We start from the raw sequence: 17,843 nt of genomic DNA, 5'->3' as shown, positions 1-17,843 counted from the left end.
GGTCAGCGGACGATGGCCGAGACGACAGCGACCACGGCAAGCACACCGAGGACGATCAGCTCGGGCCGCGCCCACTCGGTCACGACCTCGCCGTCCGCCTGCGCGGAGTACTGCTCCTGCATGGTCTCGATCCGGTTCACGACCACGTCGGCCTTGGAGATCGAACTGTCGGCCGCGAGCTTGCGGCCGCCGACCCGTTGCTTGCGAAGATCACGCATGACGAGTTGGACGCCGGGCGCGCGGAAGCGGTTGCCTTCGGTGTGCACCCGGAGGATGTCGGTCACGTCGACGCCGGTCACCTTCGACCACGGGATCTGGCGGTCGCGCAGGTGGTTACGCAGCAGGACGTTCTCGGGGCTGAGGGTGACGGACGGCCGCATCAGGCCGACGTACGCCAGGACCATGAAGATGCCGATGATGCTGGCGACCAGCAGACCGGTCGCGGTCCGCCACTCCAGGACGATGTCGAGCAGGCCGAGGGCCCCGATCACCAGCACGATGGTCCCGGTGATCCGGTTCGATGCGGACAGGTACTGCTCGCGCTCCGGCGATGTCGACTTCACCAGCACAACGTAACCGGCCCTCAGGATCGGCACTAGACTCCCAGGGGTGACCACACTCGACAGCGGCGTCGACACCTTGGCCGACGTGACCTCGTCCGAGGACCGGCTGCGCCGGTTCCTGCTCGGGCTGCCGGGCGTCGACCAGGTCGGTGCCGAGGCCCGGGCAGCCACTCTGAGCACCCGGTCGATCAAGACCACCGCGAAGGCGTACGCGCTGGACCTGGCGATCCGGATGATCGACCTGACCACCCTCGAGGGCCAGGACACCCCGGGCAAGGTGCGGGCCCTGTGTGCGAAGGCGAAACGGCCCGACCCGGCCGATCCGACCGCTCCACAGGTCGCCGCGGTCTGCGTGTACCCCGACCTGGTGGCGACCGCGAAGCGCGAGCTGCAGGGCTCCGGGATCAACGTGGCCAGCGTCGCGACCGCCTTCCCGAGCGGGCGTTCCAGCCTGGCGATCAAGATCCAGGACACCAAGGACGCGGTCGCGTCCGGCGCCGACGAGGTCGACATGGTGATCGACCGCGGCGCGTTCCTGTCCGGGCGGTACGCGATGGTCTTCGACGAGATCGCCGCGATCCGCGAGGCCGCGGGTGACGCACATCTCAAGGTGATCCTGGAGACCGGCGAACTGGTCACCTACGACAACGTCCGGCGGGCGTCCTGGCTGGCGATGCTGGCCGGCGCGGACTTCATCAAGACCTCCACCGGCAAGGTGTCCCCCGCCGCCACGCTGCCGGTGACGCTGGTGATGCTCGAGGCGGTCCGCGACTACCACGAGGCCACCGGGCTGCACATCGGCGTCAAGCCGGCCGGTGGCATCCGGACCTCGAAGGATGCGATCAAGTACCTGGTCACGGTCAACGAGACCGCCGGACCGGACTGGCTGGACCCGGAACTCTTCCGCTTCGGCGCGTCCAGCCTGCTGAACGACCTGCTGATGCAGCGCACCAAGCTCGCCACCGGCCACTACCCCGGCCCCGACTACTTCACGTTGGACTGACGCATGAGCAGATTCGAGTACGCACCCGCACCCGAGTCACGGGCGATCGTCGACATCAAGTCGTCGTACGGGCTCTTCATCAACGGGCAGTTCACCGACGCGACGGACGGGAAGCCGTTCAAGACCGTGTCGCCGGCGTCCGAGGAAGTGCTGGCCGAGGTCAGCGAGGCCGGACCGGCCGATGTCGACAAGGCCGTGCGCGCGGCCCGGAAGGCCTACGACAAGGTCTGGGGCCCGATGAGCGGTCGCGACCGGGCGAAGTACCTGTTCCGGATCGCGCGGCTGATCCAGGAGCGCTCGCGCGAGCTGGCGGTGCTGGAGTCGCTGGACAACGGCAAGCCGATCCGCGAGTCCCGCGACGTCGACATCCCGTTGGTCGCCGCGCACTTCTTCTACTACGCGGGCTGGGCCGACAAGCTCGAGTACGCCGGTGTCGGCGACGACCCGCAACCGTGGGGTGTCGCCGCCCAGGTGATCCCGTGGAACTTCCCGATGCTGATGCTGGCGTGGAAGATCGCGCCCGCGCTGGCCGCCGGGAACACCGTCGTACTGAAGCCGGCCGAGACCACGCCGCTGACCGCGCTGGCGTTCGCGGAGATCTGCCAGCAGGCCGATCTGCCGCCGGGCGTGGTGAACATCGTCACCGGCGCGGGCCGCACCGGTCAGGCGCTGGTCGAGCACCCGGACGTCGACAAGGTCGCGTTCACCGGGTCGACCGAGGTCGGCCGGGCGATCGCCCGGTCGGTGGCCGGGACGCACAAGGCGGTCACGCTCGAGCTCGGTGGCAAGGCGGCGAACATCGTCTTCGAGGACGCCGCGCTCGACCAGACCATCGAGGGCATCGTCAACGGCATCTTCTTCAACCAGGGCCACGTCTGCTGCGCGGGCTCCCGGCTGCTGGTCCAGGAGAGCGTGTACGACGAGGTGCTCGCGCGCCTGAAGCGTCGGATGGGCACGCTGCGGGTCGGTGATCCGCTGGACAAGAACACCGACATCGGTGCGATCAACTCCGCGGCCCAGCTGGCCAGGATCCGCGAGCTGTCGCAGGTCGGTGAGGACGAGGGCGCCGAGCGCTGGTCCCCGGAGTGCGAGCTGCCGGCCAACGGCTACTGGTTCCCGCCGACCGTGTTCACCGGCGTCTCGCAGGCACACCGGATCGCCCGCGAGGAGATCTTCGGGCCGGTGCTGTCGGTGCTGACCTTCCGTACCCCGGCCGAGGCGGTCGAGAAGGCGAACAACACCCCGTTCGGGCTGTCCGCCGGGATCTGGACCGAGAAGGGGTCCCGGATCCTCTGGATGGCGAACCAGCTGCGCGCCGGCGTGGTCTGGGCGAACACGTTCAACCGCTTCGACCCGACGTCGCCGTTCGGCGGCTACAAGGAGTCGGGCTACGGCCGCGAGGGCGGTCGCCACGGTCTGGAGGCCTACCTTGCCCACTGAGACGCAGCGGCTCGAAGTACGCAAGACCTACAAGCTGTACATCGGTGGTGCCTTCCCGCGCAGTGAGTCCGGCCGGTCCTACGTCGTGTCCAATGCCAAGGGCAAGTTCCTCGCGAACGCGTCGCAGGCCTCTCGCAAGGACGCCCGCGACGCCGTCGTCGCGGCCCGTAAGGCGTTCAACGGCTGGCACGCGCGGACGGCGTACAACCGGGGTCAGGTGCTGTACCGGATCGCCGAGGTGATGGAGGGCCGGCACCAGCAGTTCAGTGCCGAGGTGTCCGCCTCCGAGGGGTTGTCGATCTCGAAGGCCCGCGCGGTCGTGGACGCCTCGATCGACCGCTGGGTCTGGTACGCCGGGTGGGCCGACAAGCTCGCCCAGGTGGTCGGCTCCAGCAACCCGGTGGCCGGCCCGTACTTCGACTTCTCGTTGCCCGAGGCAACCGGCGTGGTCGCGGTCCTCGCCCCGCAGGACTCCAGCCTGCTCGGTCTGACCAGTGTGATCGCGCCGGCGATCGTCTCCGGCAACACGGTGGTCGCGGTGTCGTCGTACGAGCGCCCGCTGCCGGCCGTGACGCTGGGCGAGGTGATGGCGACCTCCGACGTCCCGGGTGGCGTGGTGAACATCCTCACCGGGTCCGCCTCCGAGATCGGTCCGTGGCTCGCTTCGCACCAGGACGTGAACGCGATCGACCTGTGCGGCGTCGAGGATCCTGAGGAGGCGACCGCTCTCGAGGTCGCCGCCGCCGACAACCTCAAGCGGGTACGCCGTCCCGCCGAGGAGGACTGGACCGCGGATCAGGGACTCTCGCGACTCACGCAGTACCTGGAACTGAAGACCGTCTGGCACCCGATCGGAGTCTGATCGGTGCTGACGCCAGGTGACCGGATCGCGATCGTCTCGCCGTCCGGTGGACTGCCGGAGATCTTCCCGCTGCCGTACGAGCTCGGCTTGCGCCGGTTGCGGGAGGACTTCGGGCTCGACCCGGTCGAGTACCCGACGACCCGGAAGCTGCGGACCTCGCCGGAGGAGCGGGCCGCGGACCTGCACGCGGCCTGGTCGGACCCGACTATCCGGGCGGTGTTCGCGAGCATCGGAGGGTCCGATCAGCTCACCGTGCTGAAGCACCTCGACCCGGAGGTCTTCCGGGCGAACCCGAAGCCGTTCTTCGGGTACAGCGACAACACGAACCTGCTGAACTTCCTGCATTCGCTGGGGCTGCCGGGCTACTACGGCGGCAGTGTGATGGTCCAGTTCGGGCGCGGCGGCGCGATGCACCCGGATTCCGAGCGGTCGTTGCGGGCGGCGATCTTCGACGGCGGCGAGTTCGAACTGACGCCGGCGACCGGCTGGACCGACGTCGATCACGACTGGGCCATCCCGGCGAACCTCGAGACCGAGCCACCGCTGTTCCCCGGCACCGGCTGGACCTGGAGCGGCACCCGCGAGGTCAGCGGGAAGCTCTGGGGCGGCTGCATCGAGATCCTCGACTGGCAACTCGCCGCGAACCGCTGGATGCTGCCCACCGAGTCGTACGGCGGGGTGCTGTTCTGCGAGACCAGCGAGGAAATGCCGTCGTCCCAACACGTCTACTGGATGCTCCGCAACCTCGGCGAGCGTGGCCTGCTGGAGCGCTTCGACGCGGTGCTGTGGGGTCGGCCGAAGTCGCGGTCGCTGTTCCAGGAGCTGACGCCGGAGCAGTCGGTCGCGTACGTCGCCGACCAGTACATCGCGGTCGATCGGGCGCTGGCGGAGTACAACCCGGACGCGGTCGTGGTGAAGGGCCTCGACATCGGCCACACCGACCCGATGCTGACACTGCCGTACGGCGGCCAGGTCCGGATCGACCCAACCGCCGAACGGATCACCGTCAGTTACTGACGTGCAGGACCTTGGCGATCGCAGCCTCTGTCTCCGCGAGCTGCTCGGTCGGGCTGAACTGGACGAGTTCGGTGCCCGCTTCGGCTTCGGGCGCGTGCCCGGGTGGCAGATAGTAGGCGTTGCCTGCCTCGATGGTCTCTTCACCGCCCGGGTACCGAACGATCAATCGGCCCTTGAACACGTAGCCCCAGTGCGGACATGAGCAGTTCCCGCCCGGGAGCGATGCGAGCATCGGGCCGAGATCGTGGCTCTTGGTGATGGTCGTGAAGTTGACGGTGTAACCGTCGAGCTCGGCCGTCCGGTCGATCGCTACCTCGTAGTCAGCCACCTTGTCGGCGCTCGCACTCGATGCCTTCGCCATGGTCTTTCCTTTCGTTCGATCCTCACAGGACCGTAACCAGCTCGGTCACAGCCGGTCATGGGGCGAATCCCTCATCTTCCGATCGGCGGCGGCCTATGCTTCGATCATGGGCGGAGGTGCGGAGCCGGACATCCGGTTGGCGGAGTTGCTCGCCGCGCTGTCACTCGGGATCGACCTGGCCTTCGGGCAGCCGATGGAGCATGTACTGCGCCAGTGCCGGATCGCGACGCGACTGTGTGAGCTGGCCGGCGTCGACGAGGACACCCGAGCCGCTGCGTACTACAGCGCGTTGCTCGTCAACGTCGGCTGCCACGCGGATGCCCATGAACAGGCTCGCTGGTTCGGCGACGACATCGCGTTCAAGACCCACAAGTACGACGACCCGGCGAGCAAGCTGGCCGAGCTGACGACGATGCTCGGGCTCCTCGGAGCCGGTTCGCCGCCACTGCATCGCCTGCGGGTCGGCTTCGAGTTCCTGCTCGGCGGTCACCGAGGGGTCGAGACGATGATCGCGGAGCACGCCCGTCTCGCCCGCGCGCTCGGCGAGGAACTCGATCTTCCGGAGGGGGCGCTCGACGCGCTGGCCGGGTCCTACGAGCGATGGGACGGGCGCGGGTGGCCCGGCGAACGCCACGGTGACCAGATCCCGATCGCGGCCCGCGTCATCCAGCTCGCGGAGTTCGCCGAAGTGGCCCATCGCAACCACGGTGTCGACGGCGCCGTCGCATTCGCCACCCGCGGAGCGGGGACGCAGTTCGATCCGGGTCTCGTCGAGACCCTTCGAGCCAACGCCGGGAAGGTGTTCCACGAACTCGACGAGATCGGCTCGTGGGACGCCGTACTGGAAGGCGAACCGGCACTGCGCGTGCTCCCGCCGTCCAAGGTCGACGCCGCGCTCGCTGCCATCGGTCGGTTCGTCGACCTGAAGTCTCCGTTCTTCCTTGGTCACTCCGAAGCCGTCGCGAGCCTCGCCTCGGCTGCCGCATCCGGCGTCGGGATGACGGCGGTGGAACGCTCGTCGGTCTATCGCGCCGGGCTGGCCGTGGGCTTCGGACGCCTCGGAGTGTCGAATGCCGTGTGGGACAAGCCCCGTCCACTGACCGCTGCCGAGTGGGAGCGCGTACGGCTCGTGCCGCAACTCGCCGGGCGCATGCTTCAACATTCCGCGGCGCTGGCTCCGACCGCCCGCATCGTCGGCCAGCACCGCGAACGACTCGACGGATCCGGCTACCCCAGCGGTATCGCCGGTGACAGCATCTCGGGCGCCGCACGCGTCGTCGCCGCCGCCGACAGCTACCAAGCGATGCTCGAGCCCCGCCCACACCGGGCGCCACACACCCCCGACGAGGCCGCCCAGGTACTACGGGCCGACGCGCGAGAAGGCCGGCTCGACCCCGACGCGGTTGCGGCGGTGCTCGCCGTCGCCGGCCATCGGGTGCCGCGCCGACGTGCCGACAACGCCGGCCTCACGAACAGAGAGGCCGACGTCCTCCGTCTCGCGGCCCGCGGTTTGCCGAACAAGGAGATCGCGAAGCGCCTCGTGGTCACCCCCAAGACCGTCGGCAACCACATCGAACACATCTATACGAAGATCGGTGTGTCGAACCGAGCCGCCGCGGCACTCTTCGCCACGCGGCACGGCCTGCTCCCTGAGGAACAGCCGGAAGGAGGGCTGCCCAGCGCGGGGGACGGGCGGGGTTAGCGGATTGTGGTTGTAGTGAGGGCCGGGTTGGGGTCCGGGTAGCAGGCGACAGGTGCTGTGGTGGTGATGAACTTCCACTTGATCTTGGCCTGCAGCGTGAGGCCGGGGTCGTCGTACCCGGTGCCCTTGAGTTTGGTCTCGACGACCGTGCCGCGACGGCCGGACTTGAGCCGGACGCCGAGCATGGGGAGCTGGTAGTTCGCGCCGCCGGGGATCGGGCCGGCCACCGTGATGACGACGACGTTGCCGTCGAGCCGGACGGTCGGGGTCGAGTTCAGCCCGGAGCCGCCGGTGAGCTGCGCGCCGACGTACGACGAGTTCGCCGGGACCGGGACGCGGAGGGCCAGGTCCCGGACCTCCTGGAGTTTGAAGCCCTTGACCTCACTGGGCAGGGCGCCGGGCTTGAGGTCGACGGCGATCGTGAAGCGGGTGTTCGGGCGGACGGTCGCCGGCGCCTTCGCATCGACGCCTTGCCGCAACGAGAGGGTGTGCCGGCCGAACTTGGTGTCGGCCCGGCAGGCATAGCTGGCAACGGGTTGAGCTACGGGAGTCGGGGCGATCAAGGCGAGAGCCACCACAAAGCTGCAGCAAGTAGCCATACGACTACTCTAAGCAATCACGCTCCGAAGAGGAACCAGCCGCCGACCGCTGCCCCGACGAACACCACCGGCAGGGCCAGCAGGAACCAGGCCCGCATCCGCCGCCGCCTGCGCGTGGGCGGGTCGGTGGCGACGGTCGTGTCCAGCTCGTCGTCGGTGATCGCGGTCCGCTCGGCCGCGCGCAGCGGCGCTTCCTGCTCCAGCCGGTACGCCTCGGCCTCCAGCCGGTCGGCGAGCGTGTCCGCGCGCTCCCATCGGTCGGCGACGCGGTAGGCCAGCGCCCGCGCGAAGACGTCGTCGAGCTGCCCGACCGAGTCGTGCAGCACCGGTCGCAGACTCGGCGGTGGCAGATCCGGATCCCGGTTGAGCACGTCGCCGATCGAGGCCGCGGAGTACGGCGGATGTCCGGTGAGCAGCGCATACGTCACCGCACCCACCGCGTAGATGTCTGCCCGCTCGTCGAAGCCACCGTCGCCGCGTCCCTGCTCGGGCGCCATGTACGACGGCGTACCGACTGCTTGGGTGAGTCCGGATGCCTCCGCGGCCCGTTTCGCCAGGCCCAGGTCGGCGAGCACGATCCGATGAGTGCCGCCGCCGGACTCCTCGCCCGCTCGGAGCAGCAGGTTCGCCGGGGTGACGTCGCGGTGCACCACGCCTTCACCGTGCAGCGCGGCCACCGCCCGCGCCAGGTCCGCGCCCCACCAGAGCGCGTCCACCGCGTCCAGCCGCCCTTGCCGCAGTACGTCGCCCAGCGTGCCGCCGCCGACGTAGTCCATCACGAAGTACGGGCGCCCGTCGTCGAGCTTGCCCAGGTCGAAGACGCGCACCACCCGGTCGCTGGAGATCCGGCGCATCAGCCGGGCCTCGGACAGGAAGCGTTCGCGCACGTCGGCGCGCGACGCCCAGTTGTCCGCGAGTACCTTGACGGCGACGTCGACGTCCAGGTCGTCGTCGTACCCCCGCCAGACGGTCGCGAACGCGCCCGCGCCGATCTTGTCCCGCAACCGGTACCGCCCGATGACATCCATCCCGGCTATTGTCGTGCACGACCGAGTCAAGGGGGAACATGACCGAGGAGCTGGAAGAACTGGCGGCCCGGGCGGCGTCCGGGGACCAGTCGGTCATCCCGCAGATCCTGCAGGTGATCCGGCCGCAGGTGCAGCGCCGGGTGGCCAAGTTCCTGCCCTATCGGGAGGACGCCGAGGAGGCCGTCCAGGACACCCTGCTGCAGGTCGCCAACAAGGTGCACACGTTCAAGGGCACCGGGAGCTTCGCCGGCTGGGTCACGATCGTCGCCACCAACCAGGCCCGCCAGACCTACCGCTCGCTGAAGCGCCGCTCCGTCGAGCAATCCGCCGAGGTACTGCCCGAGTCCGTCGACCCGCGCACCACCTCGGTGATCGCCGGCTCCCGCCTGGACCTGCTGGAGGCGCTCGAGGCCCTCGAGTCCAGCCACCCGCAGCTCGTCCAGCCGCTCGTCCTCCGCGACCTCGGCGCGCTGTCGTACGCCGAGATCGCCGACGAACTGGACGTCCCGCTGGGCACCGTCAAGGCCCGCATCCACCAGGCCCGCAAAGCCGTCGCCGAACGCCTCACCGTCCGCTGAAAGTACGCCGTACCACCAGCGCCCGCCGAAGGTCGTCGAGGTAATCGGCGGTCTGCCGGCGAATGCCCGACACGACGCTCTCGTCCGCGATCAGGGCCTCCGCCGGGGCGACCAGCTCCTCCTCGATCGCGAACCGGGGGGCCATCCGGTGCGCGGTGAGGCCGAGCACCATGCCTGCGCGGATCTCGCCGGTGTGCGGGATGTCGGTGAAGAACCGGCGGGCGTACGGCGCGGTGATCGTGGCCTGACCCGGGTGCCAGAAGCCTTCGGCGGCCGCGAGCAGTTCCTTCACACCGATCGACGGGTCGGACATGATCCGCGTCCAGGCGGCCTCCTTGCCGTCGGGCAGCGCGGCCCGGCAACGCGCCGCCTGGTTGACGCCCTCGGTCGACCGGTCGCGCGCCAACTCCGCGTCGATCTCGCCGGCGCCGAAGGCGTTCAGCCGCACCAGGCGCAGGACGATTGCCCAGCGCAGGTCGGCGTCGATCTCGAGTCCTTCCGGGGCCGCACTGTTGAGCCAGGACGTCAGCAGGTCGGCGTCGTCGCTGGTCGCGATCAGGCCCCGAGCCGTCACCAACTGCAGGCTGCTGCCCGGAGTGGTGACGGACAGCTTGCCGCGCAGGGCGTCGGCGGCGGGGGCGCGGTACTCGTCGTAGTCGAGGTAGCGGCCGAGGACACGGTTCTCGAGCCATTGGACGAGTGAACCGACGGCGACGTCGCTGACTTCGTGAGGTAGTGCGGCTGCGAACAGCTCGAGCGCGCGCCGCGGATCCAACTCGGCATCCGCCACCGAGTCCCGCACCGAGTTCCACACCACGGCGCGCGTCGTCCCGTCCGAGATCTTCGGCAGCACGTCAGGCAGGTTCGAGAGGCTCATCGGGTCGAGCCGAACCTTCGCCCAGGTGTCGTCCCCGGCGTCCGGCACCACCACATCATTGCCCAGGACAACTTCTACGGAGTCCTCCGCGAGCACCGCATCGACCACGCTGGCGGAACCGTCGGCGCCGTACCCGCCGACGCTCAACTTGTGCAGGCGCCGCGAGCTGTCCGGGCTCGTACGGTGCAGCACCACACCGCCATCCGTCCGCTCGACGGTGATCGTGTCCAGCCCTGACGTTCGCAGCCACTGGTCCGACCAGTTGTCGAGATCGCGCGCGCCCGCCTCCGTCAGCTTGGCGATGAACTCCTGGAGATCGGCATTCCCGTACTCGTGCGCGTCCAGGTGCGCGTTCACGCCCTTCAGGAACACCTCGTCGCCGAGGTACTTCGCCAGCTGCTTGAGGACGGCCGCGCCCTTCGCGTACGAGATGCCGTCGAAGTCGTCCAGCGACTGTCGCGCATCCTTGAGCGTGTCGGGGGCGACCGGATGGGTCGAGCTGCTCTGATCCGTGACCAGTCCCCACCACTTGCGGACGAAGGCGAAGTCGGTCCAGTTGCCGGCGTAGCTGGTGGCGTCCTCGGAGACGCGGTGTGCCATGTACTCGGCGAACGACTCGTTCAGCCACATGTCGTTCCACCACTTCATGGTGACCAGGTCGCCGAACCACATGTGCGCCATCTCGTGTACGACGACCCGGGCCCGGGTACTGCGTTCCGCCTCGGTCGCCTGCCCGCGGAACACCAGGCTGTCGGCGAACGTCACGCAGCCCGGGTTCTCCATCGCGCCGAGGTTGAAGTCCGGGACGAACACCTGCCAGTACTCACCGAACGGGTACCGCTGGCGGAACATCCGGTGGTACTCCGCGAACGCCTCCCGGGTCGTCCCGAACAGGTCCTCGGCGTCCCGCTCCAGGTGTTCGGCCAGCGATTGCCGGCAGGCGAGTCCGAGCGGAATCCCGTCGTACTCGCTGCGGATCTGGTGGAACGGGCCGGCGACCAGCGTGACGAAGTACGTCGAGAGCGGCTTGGTCTCGACGAGCGCCCACTCCCCCGGCGCCGTCCGCCGGGCCGCACCGTTGCCCAGGACAACCCAGTGCTCGGGGCACCGCACGGTGACCGTGTACGGCGCCTTGAGGTCGGGCTGGTCGAAGCACGGGAAGTAGCGTGGCGCGGACTCCAGCGACGACATGCCGTAGGTGTAGACGCGCCCGTCGGCCGCGTCGACGGACCGCACCAGGCCCTCGCCGTCCGTCGAGTACTTCATCTGCGCGGTGACGACGAGCTCGTTCTCCGGCTGCAAACCGGTCAGCGGGAACCGCCCGCCGACGAGCGCGCCGGGCCCGAGCGACTGCCCGTTGAGCTCGACGCCGATCAGCCGCTCGGGCTTCACGTCCACCCAACTCGTCGTACTCGTGGCCCCGAACCGGATCCGGCTGGTCGCCAGGAACGTGTCACCCGGATCGGTGAGGTCGAACGCGATCTCGTACGACCGCAGGGCCAGGTCCGCTGCCCGTCGCCGGGCTTCTTCGACTGTCAACGCGCGCATAACAGCACGCTATCCCTAGGACCCGGTCGTCTTCCGGCGTGCGGTGTCTGCCGCGAGCGAAGCGACCGCCCGGACCTGCTCGTCGCTCGTGCCTTCCTGCACCGCGGTGATCGCAGCGAGGTCGTCGGGCTCGGCGAGCGTGGTCAGCACGTTCAGTGCGCTGACATGATCGAAGCCGGCGGCGATGTCCTCGCTCGCCTCGACCGGCGGCCGGGACAGGATCTCCAGCGCTACCTGCCGTACGTCGGCCGCGAGCGGCTCGAGCGGATTACCACCGCTCAACTGCGTGTACGCCGCGGCCACCTGGTACATGTTCAGCGCCCGGCAGACGGTCGGCACATTCGGACTGTGCAGAAGGGCCTCGAACGCCTGCAGCGGAATATCCACGCCGACCAACCTAGTCGACGCCTGTGAAGAACCTCAGAACCTTCTGGGCGGCATCGGGCCCGGTCATCATCTCGGCGACAACGGCCGACCGCTCCGCGACCTCGGCGGTCCGGTCGAACATCGCCGGCTCGTACTGCTCGAGCGCGGCGTCCAGGTCACCAGGGTGCGCGGCGATCGCCCGGGCGAGCTCGGCCGCGTCGAGCATGGCCTGGTTCGCACCCTCACCGTGCGACGGCATCAGGTGTGCGGCGTCCCCGAGCAGCGTGACACCTGGCCGGCGCGCCCACCGCAAACCGATCGGCAGGGTGTACGCCGGGCGCACGACGAACGGCTCGTCACACGCGGCCAGCAGCCGGCGGAACTGCGGCGCCCAGTCACCCGGCAGATCCGTGACGGCCGCCGGGTCCGCATCGGCCGGCGCCTGGATGGAGATGCTCACCTGGATCACCCCGTTCCCGTTGCGTTGCGCGCCGAGCATCCGGTCCGGACCGAACACCCAGTAGTTGCCGCGGCCAACCATCGCGGCGAGCTCAGGCTCGGCGCGATCGGCCTCGTGAATCGCGCTCTGCACCACGACCTTCCCCTGGTACGCCGGCTCGGTGCCGGTGAGCAGCCGACGTACCCGGGAGTTGGCCCCGTCGGCTCCGACGAGGAGGTCACAGAGCGCCGTACTCCCGTCGGCGAAGTGCAGGAGCTGTCCCTCCGCATGCGTGAAGGCGCTCCCCCAGCGAACGGTCCCCGGCGCGAGCGAGCGGAGCAGCAGCTCGCGCAGGTCGGCGCGATCGATCTCCGGACGCAGCATCGGCGCGTCGTCCGGGGTGTCTTCCTGGAGCAGCAGCGCGCCGGTGTGATCCAGCATCCGCAGGTCCTGACCTTCGCCGCGCGCTGCTGCGAGGAACTCATCCTCGAGGCCGGCCGCGCGCAGGGCTGCCTGGCCGGTGCCGGCGTGCAGGTCGAGCATACTGCCCTGAGTGCGGGCGGCGCTCGACGAGTCACGCTCGTACACGACCGACTCGATGCCGTGGACCTGCAGGATCCGCGCGAGCGTCAGGCCGCCGGGTCCACCGCCGATGATCGCGATCACAGGCATGCTCCTTTCGATACACTGTATTGAGAAATACACTGTATCGCATGAGGTCGGTGTATTGTTCCTGCCTGTGATGGACAACCCCGTGATCTGGGAGCGCCCCGAGCCGGCCGAGCGGCGGCGTCCGAGTCCGCTCAGCCGGGAACGCATCGTCCGGGCCGCGATCGAGCTCGCCGACGCCGCGGACCTGGAGGCCGTCTCGCTCCGCAAGGTCGCCGCCGCGCTCGACGCCGGCCCGATGCGCCTCTACCGGTACGTCGACACCAAGGACGAGCTCCTCGAGCTCATGGTCGACGCCGTGTACGCCGAGCTTCCGCCACCCACCGGAGCGACCTGGGACGCCGTCCTGAGGTCCATCGCGACCGGACTCCGCGACGCGGCGCTGCGCCACGAGTGGTTCGCCGACCTCCTCGGCGGCAGGCCGCGGTTCGGTCCGGCCGCCCTCGCGCACACCGAGGCGTCGCTGTCCGCGCTGCGCGCCACCGGTCTTGACGACATCGACGCGCTGTCCGGCGCGCTCGAAGCGGTGAACGTCTACCTGGTCGGTGCGGTCCGCAAGGAGGTCACCGAGCGCCGGGCGGAACGCGCGAGCGGCCTCGACCGGCACCAGTTCCAGCACGCCACCGGTCCCTACCTGACCCGCATGTTCGGCACCGGGAAGTACCCCGTGCTCGCGGAATGGGTGCACGACGCCCGCCACCGCAAAGCCTCCGAGATCTTCGACCTCGGCCTCGGCTATTTGATCGACGGCATCCGAGCCCAGCTGCCCAGCTAGAGACGTGCCGCCGCGTGCAGGTGTTCGGCGAGCAGGTTCACCGAGTCCGGAGCGTCGGCGGCGTAACAGATCAAGTGGCCGCGGGTGGACCAGGCGTCCTGCAACGGGCAGATGTCGACCTCGGCGTTCGCGTGCACGGCCCGGCGCGGCACGACGGCCAGTCCGGCGCCGGCGGTCGCGAGAATGATCAGCGCGTGCAGGGTCGGGACGAGCGTCCGGTAGCGCGGCACGGGCGCGTGCGGGCCGAGGCGATCGTCCATCCACTCGCTGAGTGGCGAGTTGCGGTCGAGCCCGACCAGCGGGTGCTCCGCGACTTCGGCGTACGCGATCGAGGCGCGGCCCGAGAGGGTGCCGCCGGCCTGACCGATCACGACGAGGGAGTCGTCGGCGAGCGGCTCCGTCCGTAGCTGGGTCGGCTCGTCGTCGAGGATCACACCGAGATCCGCCTCACCCGCCGCGAGCAGGCGGACCATCCGGACGGTACGGCGCTCGCTCACGTTCACGTCGCACTCGGGATGATCGCGGAGGAACGTGGCGAGCGCGAGGGGGACGAGCTGGTGCATCGCGGACCCGCCCGCGACCAGGCGGATCGGTGCCGACCGAGAGCCGGCGTACGACGCGACCGCGCTGTCCAGACGAGTGGTTTCGGCGAGCACCTCCCGAGCGTGTCGAGCCAGGGTGGCGCCGGCCGGGGTCAGCCGGACACCGCGGCGCTCGCGCACGAGCAGCGGTACGCCGGCCTGCGTTTCGAGTGCTCTGACCCGCGCACTGGCCGAAGGCAGACTGAGGTGCATCACCCGCGCGCCGGCGGTGATCGAGCCTTCCGCCGCAAGATGCGTGAACAGCCGGAGGTCGTCGAGGTCGTACCGCATGAGCTCAGCCTACGTCTCAGACTGAGGCTGGCTACGGGGATCGCGCATTGTGGCGAGCGCGCCGACCCCTGATCCTCGAAGGGTGCTGCTGATCCTCCTGGCCGGTGTCGCGGCCGGCGCCCTGAACGCGGTCGGCGGCGGCGGGAGCTTCGTGGCCCTCACCGCCCTCGTCGCGGCCGGGATGCCTCCGGTCACCGCGAACGCGACCACAACCGTCGCGCTGCTGCCCGGGAACGCGACCAGCGCGTGGGTCTACCGGCGGGAGATCGAGGGCTTCGCGCACCCGTCGCCGGCCCGGCTAACGCTCGCGAGTGTGCTCGGCGGCGCGATCGGCGCGGGACTGCTGTTATTGCTGCCGTCCGCTTCCTTCGACGCGGCGGTGCCGTGGCTGCTCGCGTTCGCGACCGTCGTACTCGCGTTCGGCAAGCGGCTGACGGCCGCGCTGCGGCTCGGCAAGCCCGGCCCGGCGGCGATCCTGATCGGGCAGTTCGTGCTGGCGATCTACGGCGGGTACTTCGGCGGCGCGGTCGGGCTGATGATGCTCGCGTTCTGGACCGCCACGACGACCCTTGATCCGGCCCGCGGCAACCCGCTGCGGGTCATCCAGGTCGCGGCCGTTTACCTGACCGCCGCGGTGATCTTCGTGTTCGCGGCCGACGTCCTGTCCCAGCCGGTCCACCTGGTCGCGCTACTCGCCGGCGCGGTCGTCGGTGGCTACTTCGGCGCCCATCTCGTACGCCGTCTGGCTCCGCTGGTGCTGCGCGGCCTGGTGCTCGGCACCGCGGTCGCGATGACGGCGATCTTCTTCGTGCGAGCCTTCGGATGAACCGCGCCCAGCTCGCGATGGCGTATCAGGCCTGTGAGGTCGCGGACCTGGCGACCGCGGTCGCCACGCTGCACGATCCCGCCGAGGCCACCGCCCAGGCGGCGCGCGTGCTCGCGGCGGCGCAACAGCTCGTCGCCGCGGCCGACCGCCTCACGTCACCCGAACTCCCACCCGATCCCCTCCAGCGCTTCGCCTACGAGCACCCCGACGAAGCCGCCGAGGACATCGCTCACTGGCTCGGTGCCGCCACTGGGGAGGATTCCTGCCCGATTCGGGACTGAAAGCCTCCCCACAGCGACTGGCTACGGGGTGGCGCGGCGGCCGCGGGGCGGCTCGTGCGGGAGTTGCTCACGTTCCTTGCGGAGGTACAGGCCGGCCGCGGTCGACACGCTGGTGAGCAGCCAGACCGCGACGCCGGCATCGTCGGTGACACCAATGACCGGGAGTAGGTCCGGCAGGATGTCGATCGGCGAGATCAGGTAGACGATCGCGAGCACCCAGAGGAAGGTCCGGTTCCGCGGCAGGTCGGTGTACGCGCCCCGGCGTACGTCGCGCAGCAGCCGCGGCACCGCCTTCGCCCGCTCGATCACGTTCCCGACCGGCACCGGCTCGCCGCGCTCGATCTTCCGCCGCCGCACCACCCGCCGCCGGACGACGCCGAGCGCCCCGACCGCGATCCCGATGACGAGCAGCCCGATCCCCACCGCCACGCCGGGCACACCGAACACGTCCCCGTGCCGGAACACCAAAGTCAGCAGCCCGATCACACCGAGCAACCCACCGAAGTACACCATCCACCCAGGGTAGGGCGAGACTCCAGGCCCCGCCCCTCGCGCCGAGCCGGGCAGTTACTGGTTGTAAGGCTGGGCGAGGAGGGGGCGGGTGTTGGTGAGGACCTGTTCGTAGTCGGCGCGGATCTTTTCGGCGTTCACGGTGATGGCCGGCTCGGGCTTGCTGAGGGGGACGTTCCAGGTGGGTGGGGCGTCGGCGCCGGACAGGGCCCAGGCTGCCTGGCGGGCCGCTCCTAGGGCGACGTACTCCGCCGGCTCGGGGAGCACGACGTCGGCGCCGAGCAGGGCCGGGGCAAGCGCCTGGACGGATCGGGATCGGGCACCGCCGCCGAGGAGCAGCACGCGGCGGACCGGCAGCCCCTGGTCGCGGAGCGCGTCGACGGCATCCGCCAAGCCGCAGAGCAGACCCTCGACGGCGGCGCGGGCCATCGTCGCAGGCTGCATCGTGGCGCGGGTCAGGCCGTAGATCAGACCGGTCGAGTGCGGGAGGTCCGGCGTACGCTCGCCGTCCAGGAACGGGAGCAGGACCAGACCGTTGCTGCCGGGCGAGGTGATCGCCGCCTCGTCGAAGGCGGACAGTTCGAGGCCGAGCATCTGCGCGGTCGCCGACATCACGCGGGCCGCGTTCAGCGTGCAGACCAGCGGCAGGTACTCGCCGGTGGCGTCCGCGAAGGCGGCGACCAGACCGGACGCGTCCTTCGTCGGGTGCGCGGACCGGGCGAACGCCGTACCGCTCGTGCCGAGGGAGACCGCGACGTCGCCGGGCTGCAGGTCGAGGCCGAGCGCGGCGGCTGCGTTGTCCCCCGTACCGGCCGCGATCGCGGCGCCGAAGGCCGTCTGCCCGACGATCTCCGCCGGGCCGGCCACCCGCGGCAGCTCGAGCGAACGTCCGAAGGCGAGCTCGACCAGGTCGGTGCGATAGCTGTCCGTCGACGGCGCCCACCACCCGGTCCCGGAGGCATCGCCCCGGTCGGTGGTGATGCCTTCGATGCCCTTGCGGTCCGCCGCCAGCCGCTGCGTCATCCAGTCGTGCGGCAGTACGACGGCCGCGGCCCGCCGTACCGCCTCGCGTCGGGCCTCGCCCAGCGCATCGCCCGCAGGATCGTCCGCGGCCGAATCGCGCAGCCAGCGTAGCTTCGTGACGGTGAAGCTCGGGACCGGCACCGAGCCGACGGCCTCGGCCCACGCCTCGGGGCCGCCCAGCTCGGTGATCAGCTCGGTGGTCGCGTCGGCCGAGCTCGTGTCGTTCCACAGCACGGCCGGGTGGACGACCTCACCAGAGTCGTCCAGCAGCACCATGCCGTGCTGCTGCCCGCCGATCGCGATCGCCTGGACGCCGTCGAGCAGCCCGTCCGACGCGGTCTCCCACGCCTTCCACCACTCCGCCGGGTCCACCTGGGTCGCGTCCGGATGCGGCGCCCGCCCTTCGCGAATGATCGCTCCGGTCTCGGCGTCGCACACCAGAACCTTGGTCGCCTGGGTGGAGCAGTCCACCCCGGCCACCAGCCTCAGCTCAGTCATAGAAGC

19 protein-coding genes are annotated in these 17,843 nt (G+C 70.0%); 9 read left to right on the top strand and 10 right to left on the bottom strand.

The window, feature by feature from the left end; genetic code table 11:
* Positions 1-2 precede the first annotated feature (2 nt).
* A complete protein-coding gene (locus AC0662_RS14690; protein WP_478300954.1) occupies positions 3-563 on the bottom strand; it encodes a PH domain-containing protein in 561 nt (186 codons plus the stop codon).
* Between the two features lie 46 nt (positions 564-609).
* Between AC0662_RS14690 and deoC the strand changes: the two genes are divergently transcribed.
* Genes deoC through AC0662_RS14670 form a run of 4 tightly spaced genes read left to right on the top strand, consistent with a single transcriptional unit; the run spans position 610 to position 4,885 of the window.
* Positions 610-1,566 (top strand): deoxyribose-phosphate aldolase, encoded by a 957-nt coding sequence (gene deoC / locus AC0662_RS14685; protein WP_452200942.1) that lies wholly within the window; start codon positions 610-612, stop codon positions 1,564-1,566.
* 3 nt (positions 1,567-1,569) lie between these two features.
* Positions 1,570-3,006, top strand: a complete 1,437-nt coding sequence (locus AC0662_RS14680; RefSeq protein ID WP_478300952.1) for an aldehyde dehydrogenase family protein — start codon at positions 1,570-1,572, stop codon at positions 3,004-3,006.
* Entirely contained in the window at positions 2,996-3,868 is an 873-nt protein-coding gene (locus tag AC0662_RS14675; protein ID WP_452200937.1) for an aldehyde dehydrogenase family protein, read from the top strand. The genes AC0662_RS14680 and AC0662_RS14675 overlap by 11 nt, the downstream gene beginning before the upstream one ends.
* Before the next feature lie 3 nt (positions 3,869-3,871).
* The gene (locus AC0662_RS14670) at positions 3,872-4,885 is read left to right on the top strand and encodes a S66 family peptidase (protein WP_452200936.1); all 1,014 of its coding nucleotides are present in this window, start codon (positions 3,872-3,874) and stop codon (positions 4,883-4,885) included.
* Here the strand turns inward: AC0662_RS14670 and AC0662_RS14665 are convergent.
* Positions 4,875-5,246, bottom strand: coding sequence for a cupin domain-containing protein (locus AC0662_RS14665; protein WP_452200934.1), 372 nt, complete (start codon positions 5,244-5,246; stop codon positions 4,875-4,877). The two genes, AC0662_RS14670 and AC0662_RS14665, sit on opposite strands and share 11 nt — an antisense overlap.
* Positions 5,247-5,352: 106 nt before the next feature.
* On the opposite strand from AC0662_RS14665, the gene AC0662_RS14660 reads away from it, so the two are divergent.
* A complete protein-coding gene (locus AC0662_RS14660; protein WP_478300949.1) occupies positions 5,353-6,948 on the top strand; it encodes an HD domain-containing phosphohydrolase in 1,596 nt (531 codons plus the stop codon).
* Here AC0662_RS14660 and AC0662_RS14655 read toward each other — a convergent pair.
* Together AC0662_RS14655 and AC0662_RS14650 are read right to left on the bottom strand one after the other, a co-directional pair.
* Complete coding sequence (locus AC0662_RS14655) at positions 6,945-7,547, bottom strand: hypothetical protein (protein ID WP_478300947.1); 603 nt, start codon at positions 7,545-7,547, stop codon at positions 6,945-6,947. The genes AC0662_RS14660 and AC0662_RS14655 overlap by 4 nt on opposite strands.
* Positions 7,548-7,564: 17 nt before the next feature.
* A complete protein-coding gene (locus AC0662_RS14650; RefSeq protein WP_478300945.1) occupies positions 7,565-8,575 on the bottom strand; it encodes a serine/threonine-protein kinase in 1,011 nt (336 codons plus the stop codon).
* Positions 8,576-8,613: 38 nt separating this feature from the next.
* On the opposite strand from AC0662_RS14650, the gene AC0662_RS14645 reads away from it, so the two are divergent.
* Positions 8,614-9,153, top strand: coding sequence for an RNA polymerase sigma factor (locus tag AC0662_RS14645; protein WP_452200926.1), 540 nt, complete (start codon positions 8,614-8,616; stop codon positions 9,151-9,153).
* Here the strand turns inward: AC0662_RS14645 and pepN are convergent.
* Genes pepN through AC0662_RS14630 form a run of 3 tightly spaced genes read right to left on the bottom strand, consistent with a single transcriptional unit; the run spans position 9,140 to position 13,055 of the window.
* On the bottom strand, positions 9,140-11,578 hold the full coding sequence (gene pepN / locus AC0662_RS14640; protein WP_478300942.1) for an aminopeptidase N: 2,439 nt from the start codon (positions 11,576-11,578) through the stop codon (positions 9,140-9,142). The genes AC0662_RS14645 and pepN overlap by 14 nt on opposite strands.
* Before the next feature lie 15 nt (positions 11,579-11,593).
* Entirely contained in the window at positions 11,594-11,965 is a 372-nt protein-coding gene (locus AC0662_RS14635) for a hypothetical protein (protein WP_452200922.1), read from the bottom strand.
* 10 nt (positions 11,966-11,975) lie between these two features.
* Positions 11,976-13,055 (bottom strand): FAD-dependent oxidoreductase, encoded by a 1,080-nt coding sequence (locus AC0662_RS14630; protein WP_478300940.1) that lies wholly within the window; start codon positions 13,053-13,055, stop codon positions 11,976-11,978.
* Between the two features lie 70 nt (positions 13,056-13,125).
* Between AC0662_RS14630 and AC0662_RS14625 the strand changes: the two genes are divergently transcribed.
* Complete coding sequence (locus AC0662_RS14625) at positions 13,126-13,827, top strand: TetR/AcrR family transcriptional regulator (RefSeq protein ID WP_478300938.1); 702 nt, start codon at positions 13,126-13,128, stop codon at positions 13,825-13,827.
* Here the strand turns inward: AC0662_RS14625 and AC0662_RS14620 are convergent.
* The gene (locus tag AC0662_RS14620; RefSeq protein WP_478300936.1) at positions 13,824-14,699 is read right to left on the bottom strand and encodes a LysR family transcriptional regulator; all 876 of its coding nucleotides are present in this window, start codon (positions 14,697-14,699) and stop codon (positions 13,824-13,826) included. The genes AC0662_RS14625 and AC0662_RS14620 overlap by 4 nt on opposite strands.
* 82 nt (positions 14,700-14,781) lie before the next feature.
* On the opposite strand from AC0662_RS14620, the gene AC0662_RS14615 reads away from it, so the two are divergent.
* Entirely contained in the window at positions 14,782-15,525 is a 744-nt protein-coding gene (locus AC0662_RS14615) for a sulfite exporter TauE/SafE family protein (RefSeq protein WP_478300934.1), read from the top strand.
* Positions 15,522-15,806: a hypothetical protein gene (locus AC0662_RS14610; RefSeq protein WP_478300932.1), complete on the top strand. Its 285-nt coding sequence runs from the start codon at positions 15,522-15,524 to the stop codon at positions 15,804-15,806. The genes AC0662_RS14615 and AC0662_RS14610 overlap by 4 nt, the downstream gene beginning before the upstream one ends.
* Before the next feature lie 21 nt (positions 15,807-15,827).
* On the opposite strand, the gene AC0662_RS14605 is transcribed toward AC0662_RS14610, so the two are convergent.
* Together AC0662_RS14605 and AC0662_RS14600 are read right to left on the bottom strand one after the other, a co-directional pair.
* The gene (locus tag AC0662_RS14605; RefSeq protein ID WP_478300930.1) at positions 15,828-16,319 is read right to left on the bottom strand and encodes a YkvA family protein; all 492 of its coding nucleotides are present in this window, start codon (positions 16,317-16,319) and stop codon (positions 15,828-15,830) included.
* A gap of 54 nt (positions 16,320-16,373) precedes the next feature.
* Complete coding sequence (locus tag AC0662_RS14600; protein WP_478300928.1) at positions 16,374-17,837, bottom strand: FGGY family carbohydrate kinase; 1,464 nt, start codon at positions 17,835-17,837, stop codon at positions 16,374-16,376.
* Positions 17,838-17,843: the final 6 nt, after the last annotated feature.

The sequence above is a fragment of the Kribbella sp. NPDC043289 genome (genome assembly GCF_056436705.1).
The sequence above is the reverse complement of the archived record's forward strand: the minus strand, read 5'-3'. Positions and strand labels throughout refer to the sequence as shown.